This window comes from Maribacter sp. 1_2014MBL_MicDiv (genome assembly GCF_001865655.1).
Classification (GTDB): domain Bacteria; phylum Bacteroidota; class Bacteroidia; order Flavobacteriales; family Flavobacteriaceae; genus Maribacter; species Maribacter dokdonensis.
Map to the genome: position 1 here is coordinate 370,463 of NZ_CP011318.1, position 12,651 is coordinate 383,113.

Sequence of the window (12,651 nt, forward strand, 5' to 3'; positions counted from 1 at the left end):
ACTCATTTTCATGAACATTTTAATTATCAACTCTGGTAGCTCATCTATAAAATATCAACTTTTAGATATGCCTGCGGCAAAGATTATTTGTCAAGGATCTATAGAGCGTATTGGTAGCACCCAAGCTATTTCAACCTATAAAACGGATACACATAAGGTTGAAAAAACCTATGAAATTGCAACTCACAAAGCTGGTCTGGAGCGAATTACTTCTCTTTTGCTTGATGCTGAAATGGGCGTGATCAATAGTACTGAAGAAATAGATGCCATTGGTCATCGTGTGGTACATGGTGGTAAAGATTATGTTGATACTACTTTAATCAATGAAGAAGTTAAACAAAAAATAAAATCGCTTTCTCCCCTAGCCCCTTTACACAATCCTGCCAATCTAGAAGGAATACTAATGGCGGAGGAAATTTTTGAATCATCTAAGCAAATCGTTGTTTTCGATACTGCCTTTCATGGTACGTTACCCATAAAAGCTAAAAAATATGCCGTTCCCAATATCCTGTTCGAAGAAAAGAGAGTTCAGGCGTATGGCTTTCATGGTACCAGCCATAAATATGTTTCTGAGAAAGCAAATGAATATCTAAGCAATCAAAATACCAAGCTCATTTCCATTCACTTGGGAAATGGTTGTAGTATTACCGCTATCAAAGATGGTAAGAGCATAGATCATAGTATGGGATTTGCACCGTCTAACGGATTGGTAATGGGTACACGAAGTGGTGATATTGACCATTCCATTATTTTTTATATGGTGAATACACTTGGGTATCATTTAGATGAAGTAAATGAACTTTTGAACAAAAAAAGTGGAATGCTAGGCCTTACAGGTTACAATGATTTACGTGATATTGAATTAGAGGCAAGTAAAGGTAATACCGATTGCATTCTTGCTTTAGAAATGAACGCCTACCGAATTAAAAAATACATAGGCGCCTATATTGCGGCAATGAACGGTTTAGACGCTATTATTTTCACTGCCGGTATTGGAGAAAACTCTAGTTTAATGCGTCAACTTGTGTGCAAGGATATGGATTGTTTTAACCTTCACTTAGACGACTCCAAAAATGAATTAAGGTCTAAAAATGTTAGAGAAATAAATACCACGGATTCTAAGGTTAAAATTCTGGTAATCCCTACAAATGAAGAATTAGAAATTGCCAAACAGGTTTACCAGTTAATTAATTAGTGATGATTATAAGTCTTGGAAATTGTTCTGTAATTGATGGCTAAATTCCAAGGCTTTCCCATACATAATGTACCCGTTTCATATTGCCAATTCTCCAGACATTTGTTTTAAAATAATTTCAGATAATTTGGCTTGAAATTTTGCATTACTAAATCTAACCCTAGCATTTATATAATTAAGTTGTGCCGTTCTAAACTCAATTGTAGGAATAATTCCTATTCTGTACTTTTCTACCGTTATGTCTAAATTTTCTTTCGCTATTGCCTCATTATTTCCCTCTAGTTCAATTAAACTAATATTGGTCAAATAAGTTTGATAGGTTGTACTCAAAGTAGAAAGCAGCTGTTGTTCTTTTTCTTTAATAGCTATTGCTGCGTTTTCCAATTCCATTTTTCCTATTTTCTCATTCCTATTTTGATTAAATCCATCAAATAAATTTAATGTTGCCCCAAATCCATAACTAAATCCGTTAGACTCCGAACTTGTAGTAAAACCAAGACTAGATTCTGATTTTCCAAAATTATAGCCCGTAGTTGCATAAATTGTAGGATACCTTGCTGCTTTAACCTGTTTTAATTCTAGCTCACTAATTCTCTTACTAATTCTCTCAGCATTTAATTCTGGATTATTGGCCATTAATTTAGATTCTAAATCAGGTAACAATAAACTCTGATCAACGAATATTTCGGGTACTGCCTTAAATTCAGTGGTTAAGTCCCTCGCCAATTGTTCGTTCAACTGAATTTTGGTATTTGCATACAGTTCTTTTTGGCGTTGCATTAAAGTTTGATCGGTATTTAAATCTACTTGAGCATTTAAAACTTCCAATTTAGAGGCCTTTCCAATAGAGAATCTATTTCTAGCCAATTCTACTCTTTGTTCTGAAATATAAATAGTACTGTCCAAAGCGGCTAATTGCTGTTGTTGTTGTACCAAATCGTAGTAAGTTATCATTACCTCGCCAACCTTGGTCAATACCACTTGCTTTAATTCTTCTGCACCTAATTCCCGGTTCTGTTTCAATTGATCATATGCCGCAAACATACTTAGCCCATCAAATAAGGTCCAATCTAAAGTTACCCCATAATCCAAACTATTATTTTTAGCATTGTCCTGTTCTACTTGAGAACCATCTGTTCTTGTTTGTGATAAATTCTGCACACTATTATTATCTTCAATACTTGCTTCTAAAGTAGGAAGCATACCAGCAAAACCCGGACTTACGGAGACAGAATCAATTTTTAAATTGTTGGCGGCCGTGATGATCTGATAGTTGTTCTGGACCGTAATCTTAACGGCATCTTCAATAGTCAGAATTTCTTGTGCGGCGGCGTTAAGATGTAAAATAATCAATAATAAAAATGGTAGCTTGGTTATATTCATTCTAGTTGGTTTCAAGTACTTTAAACTCCGGTCTCTCTACTTTCTCCCTAGACCACAATAAATACAGGGCAGGTATCACAAAAAGGGTTAATAGCAAAGAAAACATGGTACCTCCTATAATTACTACACCCATACCTATTCTACTAGTTGATGCCGCTCCAAGAGATAACGCAATTGGTAGAGCGCCTAATGCAATGGTTAAACTGGTCATTAAAATAGGTCTTAACCTTGATTCTGAAGCCTTCATAATTGCCTCACTTTTTTCAATACCTTGCTCCCTTAATTGGTTTGCAAACTCAACAATCAAAATACCATTCTTAGTTACAAGACCAATTAGCATTATAGTACCGATCTGGCTAAATATATTCCAAGATTGCCCAAACAACCACAATGAAAACAGTGCACCGGCAACCGCCATTGGCACCGTTAAAATGATAATAAAAGGGTCAATAAAGCTTTCAAATTGAGCCGCTAAAATCAAAAATATCAGTAATAATGCTAGTCCAAATGCAAAGAGTGTATTGGAACTACTCTCAACAAAATCACGAGATTCACCTCCCAGATCAGTGGTAAAGGTATCATCAAGTACATTTTCTTTAATTCTTTCCATTGCGGCAATACCATCATTTATAGTTTTTCCAGGTGCAAGATTTGCTGAAACCGTAGCTGCCATGTAGCGATTGTTATGATATAATTGTGGCGGACTACTATGCTCGGTAGTATGTGCCAAATTATCCAATTGAATAAGTAATCCGTCCTTGTTCTTTACAAATATGGATGTGAGGTCCATTGGTGCATTCCTATCCTCCTTATCAAACTGACCTATTACTTGATATTGTTTTCCATTCTTTAAAAAATAGCCAAAACGCTGACCACTTAATGACAATTGCAAAGTTTGGGCTACATCTATAACAGATACTCCTAATGTCTCCGCTTTCTCCCTATCTATAGAAACATATAGCTCCGGTTTATCAAATTTTAAATTAACATCTACATAAGAAAAAGTCTCATCATTCTCAGCTTCTGCCATAAATTCCGGTATGTATTCCTTTAACTTATCAAAATTCTGAGCTTGAATAATATACTGTATCGGTGGACCTCCACGTCTATTCACTGAAATAGTTGGGCGTTCCGATACGTTAGATTTTCCTCCTACATAAGCTTTTGCCCATTCACCTAAATCATTGGCAATCTCTCTTTGCGATCGATCACGCTCACTAGGATCTACCAATGCAATATTAGCCCTACCGCTGTTCACAGATGAAGAACCAAAACCAGGTGAAGTCAAAACCAAACTCACCTTTTTTTCTGGCACCGAATCATTTATCAATTCGGTAATATCGGTCATTAACCGATCCATATACTCATAAGAAGAACCCTCTGGAGCATTAACACTTAAACGTATAAAGCTACGATCATCATAAGGAGCCGTTTCTTTTGGTAGAAGAATATAAAATACCGCAATTAAAGCTATACAGCCCGCTAGAATAGGGAAACTCAACCATTTTCTTTTCATGAAAACCCTTAGCGATTCTGCATAGGATTTATTCATTTGCAAAAAGTATTTCTCAGTTACGTGATAAAATTTAGTTTGCTTTTGTTTGCCCGGTTTAATTAAGTAGGCATTGAGCATGGGAGTTAACGATAAAGACACAAATGCCGAAATTAGTACAGCTGCTCCAAGTACTACCCCAAACTCCCTAAATAGCCTTCCTACAAACCCTTCTAAAAAGATGACGGGCAAAAATACGGCTGCCAATGTTATTGATATGGATATTACAGCAAAAAATATTTCATTAGACCCTTTGATAGCCGCCTCAATGGGACTCATACCCTCTTCTACCTTTTTATAAATATTTTCGGTCACAACGATACCATCATCAACAACCAATCCCGTCGCCAATACAATAGCCAAAAGTGTTAAAACATTTATTGAATAACCAAACAACCACATTACGAAAAACGTAGCTATCAAGGATACAGGAATATCAATTAAAGGGCGCATGGCCATTGACCAGTTTCTAAAGAAAACAAAGATGACCAATATTACCAGAATTACCGAAATAAGTAAGGTCTCGGCTACTTCGGTAACCGCCCGTCTTACAAAGACGGTGTCATCAATTACAATATTCAATTTAAAACCTTCAGGTAAATCTTTTTTAAGGTTTTCGTATTCCTCGTAAAAAGCATCTGCGATTTCCAAATAGTTAGTACCGGGTTGTGGAATTACCGCAGTAGCTACCATGGGCTGACCAGAATCGCTCATTTTAGTCTCCATGTTCTCACCCTCTAATGAAGCTTGACCTATATCACTTAAACGCACTAACTTATCATTATCTGCCATGATAATGATATTATTAAATTGTTCTTCAGTACTTAAATTACCTATGGTCTTTACTGTTAGCTCTGTGTTATCGCCGGTTAATTTTCCCGATGGTAATTCTACGTTCTGTGCCAATAATGCATCTTGTACATCTGAAACCGTTAATCCATATGAGGAAAGTTTTAAAGGGTCTATCCAGAGCCTCATGGCATATCTTCGTTGACCCCAAATCTGCACACTACTAACGCCTGGTATGGTTTCTATTCTTTGAGCGATGACGTTTTCAGCATAGTCGGATAATTCAAGAATATTTTTATTATCGCTCTGAACGGTCATTGACAATATTCTTTGTGCATCCGCATCAGATTTAGACACCACAGGTGCAGAGTCAAGATCATCGGGCAAACTTCTAATTGCTTGTGACACCTTATCCCTAACATCGTTTGCTGCTTCTTCTAGATCTTTGTCTAGATTAAATTCTATATTAATAGAACTTGAACCTTGTACACTAGATGAGCTTAAATTTCTAATGCCGTCAATAGAATTAATGGCCTTCTCCAGTGGTTCTGTAATTTGAGATTCTATAATATCTGCATTGGCACCAGAATATGTAGTTCTTACCGAAACTTGTGCCGGGTCAATTGACGGAAATTCCCTAATTCCTAAATACGTATAACCTATAATTCCAAAAAGAACCAGGGTCACATTCATTACTATGGCAAGTACCGGTCTTTTTATGCTTAAAGTAGATAGATTCATTATTCCCCTGTTCTTGCTTCTGGTTGATTAAAATCTATTTCCACCGGTGTGCCATTTTTTAAGGCCATTACGCCATAAGTTAAAATGGTATCACCGGCTTTTAAGCCTGTCAACACCCTAACTTCATTTCCAGTTCTTGTACCAATTTCTACATCTATCTCTTTTGCCCTACCTTTTTCAGATATAAAAATGCGTTTACCGTTCTGTACCGGAATCAAAGATTCTGACGGAACCAATAACGCATTATCAACGCTTTCTAAAGGCAAAAGAACGTTTGCGTAAGTACCTGGGTAAATTTTCCCGTCACTATTCTCTGCAATTGCTCTCATTTTCAAGGTTCTGGTAGCAATTTCAACCTCAGGTTCTATAGCATACACAGTAGCCTCATGATTTATATTGGCGTCTGAAGTAGTAAAAGTAAGATTTGTACCAATCTCCACTTGGGATGCATACTTTTCGGGTATGGAAAAGGTGATTTTAAGTTTACTGGTATTCACCAACTTAGCAATAGGTGTTAACGGTGTAACATAGGTTCCCTTTGATATGGAACGTAAACCAATGGTACCTGAGAACGGTGCCCTCACAATAGTTTTTGATAATTGGGCTTGTATGAGTTGTGATTCTGCACTTGCAGACTGAAAATCCGCACTTGCAATTTCATATTCTTCTTGACTAATAGCCTGCTTTTCTAAAAGCAATTTTGCCCTTCGTTCATTTTCAGAAGCTAATTTTTGTGCCGTTTGTACTTTTGACAATTGTGCCTGTAGCTCAACATCATTTACAGTAAAAAGTACTTGACCTTCTACCACTTTACTACCTTCCTCAAAATTGATACTCTCCACAACTCCTGATATTTCACTTCTAATTTCTATTTGTTCATTTGCTTCAATGGTTCCAGAGAGAGAAATATTGTCATTAAATTCTTGTTCTTGTAAAACAAGGCCTTTTACTGTTGTAGCTGTTGATGATTCCTCTGACAGTTTAGGCTCTCCAATTTCATTATTGGCATTTATTCGATAAACGATCAAAGCGGTCAACCCTATCAGCAAGATACCGTAAACAATGTATTTTGTTTTCATAGGTGGTGGATTGTTTTTAGTTAGTTTGGCTACTAACAAATCTAAACCTAAACACCTATTTTGGGGATATCTTAAGCTATATTTAACAAGGTTTTAGCACCATATTTTCAACTATATAAAAAATGATATCAAAGACTATCATAAAGGCAATTAAATATGACTTCAAAATTTAAAAATGGTTTAATATACCTTATTATTTAACATTTTTTAACCTCTCAGAATATTTACGCTGAACGTATCTACACTAAGATTATAACACAAACTGTTTAATAAAAAAAGCCGGTGCCTTAGTAGAATTTTTTAGTTCTCTAAAACACCGGACCTTAAACTGTATATTCTATTTCTAGAACAATTATTTATGCCTCACAACTAGCACAATCTTTCTTTTGCTTGAATTTTTGGGCAGCATTCATACTATGTTGGTAGTACAATGACTTCAATCCTAATTTCCATGCTGTTACGTGAATCTTATTGATTTCCTTAACTGGCATTTCTGGATGAACAATAATGTTAACGGATTGACCTTGATCAATATGGTTCTGTCTATTTGCTGCTTGATAGATAATGTCCATCTGGTCAATTTCTGAATAGGTCTTAAATACATCTTTCTCCAAATCAGAAAGGAAATCTAAATGCTGTACAGATCCATCAAAATCACGTATGCTTCTCCACACCTCAGTAGTATTCATGCCTTTCTCCTCTAAAAGATCAACTAAGAATGGATTTCTTATGGTAGTTTTCACCTTGGCAATATCCTTTACGTATGTATTTGACCAAATTGGTTCTATACCTTGAGAAACCTGACCTAATATAAATGCAGATGACGTTGTAGGTGCAATTGCATTCAATGTCGCATTTCTTCTTCCAAAACCTTTTAAAACCTTTGGCTCTCCAAATTTATCTGCCAACTCTTCAGAAGCACTATAAGATTTCTCCTTAATAGTTTTAAATATCTCACTATTTAGATTATAGGCTTCTTGACTGTTGAAAGGCAACATTTTAGATTGCAATAATGAATGCCAACCTAATACTCCTAAACCTAGCGCTCTGTTATCTTTTGCAAAATTATAAGCGCGTTCCATGAACAAAAAGGTTTGGCGATCTTCTCTATTTTCAGAATCGCGGTATACTTCTAATTTTTCACAGAATTCCGTAATTACCGCATCTAAAAAGAATACCATAGTTTCTACAGCATCTGTATCTTTCCATTTATCGTAGTGAAGAACGTTTACAGAAGACAATACACATACAAAAGACCACTCGTCACTAGATGGCAACATAATCTCCGTACATAGGTTACTAGCATAAATCTTATGACCTTTTTCTTGGTATACATCTGCAGCACCATTGTTGGCATTATCCTTAAAGAAGATATACGGGTAGCCCATTTCACCTCTTCTCTGTAAAACTTTGGCCCAGATAGAACGTTTTTCATTGTCACCATCTACCATTTCTTGCATCCACTCATTCGTAACAGTTACGCCATGAGTCAATTCTTGAATAGGATTACCTTCCGTACCAATTTCCAAAAACTCTTCAATATCAGCGTGTTCTACCGGTAAGTAAGGAGAAAAACGACCTCTACGTACAGAACCTTGGCTTACGACATCTACCATAGATTCAAAAAGTTGCATAATATGTACCGCACCAGATGCTTTACCATTATTTTTTACTTCTGCTCCCCTGTGTCTAATATTACCAAAGTAACCAGAGGTACCACCACCTAATTTTGACATCATACCTACTTCAGATTGGGTGTACAAAATGTTACCCATATCATCGGCTATATTAGAGCCAAAACAGCTAATTGGCAATCCTCTTTCTTTTCCAAAATTTGACCATACCGGAGATGCCAGTGAGTAAAAACCTTCACTCATATACCCATAGAACTTATCTGAAAAACCAGGCATCCCTAATATTTTCTCCGCTCTATCTGCAATTTCACGAATACGGGTTTCGGCTGATACTCCAGGAGTTAAGTAACCAGAAGCCAAGAAGTTACGACTATCTTGATTTAACCACTTAAACCCTTCTTCTTTGTCTTGTTTTATACTTTTAAGCGCTTCTTTTCTTGCTTGTACCAGTTCATTAGAACCATTCAGCTTAATTTCTTCCTTTACGCTAGTCTCTAAGTTAATTTTTGAATCGTTCATTTAAAATAAGTCGTCACTGGTTATACTTTGTGTTCTTTTGCTATAGTTGATGGAGCGCTTTACGAAGAAATCACCATGTTTGGTACCGATTATCTCATCATCAAACCATTCTGTCTGAGATAATAATTCTTCGTCTACCTCAAATATTTTTTCGATTCCGATACTTTCTATTGAATCATTAAATCTCTTTTTAATGAATTCCTTGATTAAGTTTTTAGGAAGGAAATCTATTTCACCTGCTTCAAAAATCCAATCTATAATATCACTCTCGGCCAAGAATGCATCTTTACACATATCTTGAACAGTACTATTAAATTCTACGTTAAACCATGTAGGATTCTCATCTTTTATAATATTGATGATGTCAATACCGAAATCGCCATGAATCTGTTCTTCTTTTGAGGTTGCCTCAACAACATTAGAGATACCCTTAAACATATTCTTATGTTTATTAAAGGCCATGATAATCAAGAATTGAGAAAACAATGATACGTGCTCTATGAATAGTGAGAATAATAAAATTGATTCTGAATACTCTTTGTTGTCTTCGCTTTTAGAGTTCTTAAGAGCCGTTTCCAAATAATGAACCCTTTTCATTATTACAGGCTTTTTCTTCAAGTTCTTGAACTCTGCATTTAAACCTAATATTTCCAACAAATGAGAATATGCATCATGATGTCTTACTTCACTTTCTGCAAACGTTGCACCTACAGAACCAATTTCTGGTTTTGGCATCTTATGGTAGATATCTCCCCAGAAGCTCTTAACCGCAACTTCAATTTGGGAAATGGCCAGCATTGCATTTTTTATGGCATTTCTTTCAATGTCATTCAAGCCAGTCTTAAAGTCTTGAATGTCACTTGTAAAGTTAAATTCCGTATGTATCCAATATGAATGTCTAATTGCAGAAACGTATTCGTACAACGCAGGGTATTCATATGGTTTTAGATTCACTCGCTTTTCAAAGATGTTTGATTTTCTTTTCTGTGCTTGCTCATTTCTATATAGAATATATCCCTTAGCAACATCAAAGTAACCGCCTTCCATTAACTTGTTCTCAACGAAATCTTGAACCTCCTCTACTGTAGGAATATAATTATCGTCTAATTTCTTTCTTTCTAACAGTGCTAAATGCACATTATTGGAAATTATTTCAGCTTCACCAGGACCACCATGTTCAACGGCTGTCATAGCCTTTAAAATAGCATTTGTAATTTTGTGTAAATGGAAGGGTTTTGTTGAAAAATCCCGTTTTATGACCTGTGTGATTTTCATGTTAAAATAATGTTAATGATGAACTATTTAAGCGAGGTGTAAAGTTCCAAAATTAATCACCTTATTTTCACATTTACCTCGTTAAGCTTTTAACATGGTTATCAACAATTGCAATTTTAACTAAAAATAGATGAATACCAACCTTCTTCAAATTACACTTTAAATATCTTTAAATCAATATTTTACATTGATAAATTTAAATTCTAAATTTAGATTTGCTTAAAGAATTACTTCAGCTAATAATTGTATAAATTATTTTTAATAAAGTTGGCCATAGTCATTTTTTTCTAATAACATACTATTAACATTGATGTAATTTTTTACAATTTAAGTTAACCAACTTAAGTCGTTTTTCTTCAATATAATAGCTTTACCCATCTGTCTAAAAAATTCAATTTTCTCTTTAAAAAATCAAATGGTATCATTTAGAAATGTCAATGGTTTTTTTAATGATTTCACCTTTTTTACCACCAAAACTCTCCGATTGCACTTCAATTTTTATTTTTCCATTTTTTGTAGGAATTTTTGAAATATAAAAATCTTTAGAGGGTGTTTTACCTAACCAAATTTTGTCATTTTCTTCATTTATAAAGTATAAATTATGATATACAGGAGCATCTAAAGTTTTAAAATGAACATACAATTCGGCATTGTTTTCATTTAAAAATCCATTTACCTGAAATTGAGATGTAGTTGGTGATGGTTCGTGTTTGTAGTTTATGGCAACTTCGCCTAAATACGCACTACCTTTGCCCCTAGTTCTAACTCCGATTTTAATTATACGAACGTTTTTACGAACGGTTATTCTAAAATTGTTTTTCTTCCAGGAAAGTGAATTTTTAAGCGCATTGGTTAAAATCTCCCCGTTAGATAATTGGCAATAAAACTCTAAACTTATATCACCAATAGTTTTAGCGACAACGCTAAAATTCACGTTCTTTTCTAAACTTATTTTTGTCTTGTACAAAGGTAGTTCTGCATTCTCGTACGCTTCTAAGAATAAGCTACTACCACCAAAATAGCTATCCTCAAAACTAATGGTAGGTTCAACTTTGGTAGTATCTACCTGAAATTGCCATGTTGGCAATACGTCTTGAATACTTAAATTATGCCATTCTTCTCTTGAAACCGTTTTTCCTTTCTCATTGTAAAAACTACCAAGTCCGAAATTGAAATTAGATTTAAAAGGCAGTTCATTAATTACGCTTCGTGGTTCAAAATAATTGGAGAATCCTTGCCAAGTACTTTCGCCAAACCTAGTCTCTATAGTTGAACCACCATTCCAAAAATTTTGTTCGTTACGATATACGTCCTCTGGCATTTTACTTTCAGAAATATCAAAGGTAGAGTTGGACCAGTAAATACCTATAGATGTATTATTAGGTTTACCGTTCTTATATAGTGCATCCCATTTTACAGGTGTCTTATAACTTTTGGACTGTACGTCTATACCTGCGAACAGATCCCACTCACTTCTTCCCAGTTTATTGGCCAGAAGTTTACTATCTTCTAAATTGACATCGTGATACCTAAAATTGATAAAAAACACATCAGACATATTAGTATCTCCATTTTGAAAATACATTTGATTGTGCTCGTTTAATTCGTCTTGCCAAATTACGCGTGAATCATCTATCATGGCATCGTACCAGACCAATTTTAAATTTGATCGTTCCCTATAATATGTGATGAATTCTTGCATGAGTTTCCCCATATTACCCACCAAATCATACGTTTCTTGATTAATAAACCAGCCATCAAAATTATATGTTTTAGCTACTTCAATAAGTTTGTCGGCAACAGGAAAGCTTCCATCCTCATTCTTTACAAGAAACTGATATACCCACTCTTCCTTACCGCCATAAACGTTGGGCGGAAAAAACACCGTACCTATACTCTTTACTCCATTTTTATGGGCAGCATCTGTCCAGAACGCTGTTGGTGGCACAATAATACCTTCGTTTGATGAGCCACCCCATTGCACAAAATAATCTATGTATTGCCAAAATGGAAAAGCATATTGTTTTACCGAAATAAACCCTTGAGAAGGATGAAAATTAGTGGTATGAGGTGCCATTAAAGCTATAATACCCGGAATTTTTGGTGAACTTTCTCCTAAACCCGTACTATCATTTAAAAACCGATCTGCCAAAGGAATACTACTTACATTAAACTTTGCTTCCCTATCATTTTCTGGTGACCATTCTAAAAGCTCGTGTACAAACCAATAAGAAGAATAGGGCTGATTTTTTCCATACTCTTGTTCTTGTGCCTTGATGTTAAATCCGCACCAAAATAATATTACAAAATACAAGGTTATTTTCTTCATGGTCATTGTCAGTTTAATTTAAAGTTTAAAGATTGTTCTTTTCTGAAGAATCTACAACTCTCTTGAAATTATAGAAGGTTTAATATTAAATGAAAAAGAATATTAAAACATAAACGGAACATATAAAGGGTAGGCTTCGCTTTATGGAGACCTCA

General features: G+C 35.0%; 7 protein-coding genes. 1 reads left to right on the forward strand and 6 read right to left on the reverse strand.

What is annotated here, in order from left to right; genetic code table 11:
- Window positions 1-10 precede the first annotated feature (10 nt).
- A complete protein-coding gene (locus YQ22_RS01660; protein WP_071339819.1) occupies window positions 11-1,195 on the forward strand; it encodes an acetate/propionate family kinase in 1,185 nt (394 codons plus the stop codon).
- A gap of 78 nt (window positions 1,196-1,273) precedes the next feature.
- Here the strand turns inward: YQ22_RS01660 and YQ22_RS01665 are convergent, their stop codons facing one another.
- The 6 genes from YQ22_RS01665 to YQ22_RS01690 all read right to left on the reverse strand — a co-directional run bounded on the left by YQ22_RS01665 (window position 1,274) and on the right by YQ22_RS01690 (window position 12,496).
- On the reverse strand, window positions 1,274-2,578 hold the full coding sequence (locus tag YQ22_RS01665; protein WP_071339820.1) for a TolC family protein: 1,305 nt from the start codon (window positions 2,576-2,578) through the stop codon (window positions 1,274-1,276).
- 1 nt (window position 2,579) lies between these two features.
- Window positions 2,580-5,660 carry an efflux RND transporter permease subunit gene (locus YQ22_RS01670; RefSeq protein ID WP_071339821.1) on the reverse strand — a complete coding sequence of 1,027 codons (3,081 nt, stop codon included), beginning with the start codon at window positions 5,658-5,660 and terminating at the stop codon, window positions 2,580-2,582.
- Window positions 5,660-6,739 carry an efflux RND transporter periplasmic adaptor subunit gene (locus YQ22_RS01675; RefSeq protein WP_071339822.1) on the reverse strand — a complete coding sequence of 360 codons (1,080 nt, stop codon included), beginning with the start codon at window positions 6,737-6,739 and terminating at the stop codon, window positions 5,660-5,662. The genes YQ22_RS01670 and YQ22_RS01675 overlap by 1 nt, the downstream gene beginning before the upstream one ends.
- Window positions 6,740-7,095: 356 nt before the next feature.
- Window positions 7,096-8,892, reverse strand: coding sequence for a ribonucleoside-diphosphate reductase subunit alpha (locus YQ22_RS01680; protein ID WP_071339823.1), 1,797 nt, complete (start codon window positions 8,890-8,892; stop codon window positions 7,096-7,098).
- A complete protein-coding gene (locus YQ22_RS01685; protein ID WP_058105478.1) occupies window positions 8,893-10,167 on the reverse strand; it encodes a ribonucleotide-diphosphate reductase subunit beta in 1,275 nt (424 codons plus the stop codon). It lies immediately after the preceding gene.
- 421 nt (window positions 10,168-10,588) lie between these two features.
- Window positions 10,589-12,496 (reverse strand): endo-beta-N-acetylglucosaminidase, encoded by a 1,908-nt coding sequence (locus tag YQ22_RS01690; protein WP_198033504.1) that lies wholly within the window; start codon window positions 12,494-12,496, stop codon window positions 10,589-10,591.
- Window positions 12,497-12,651 lie beyond the last annotated feature (155 nt).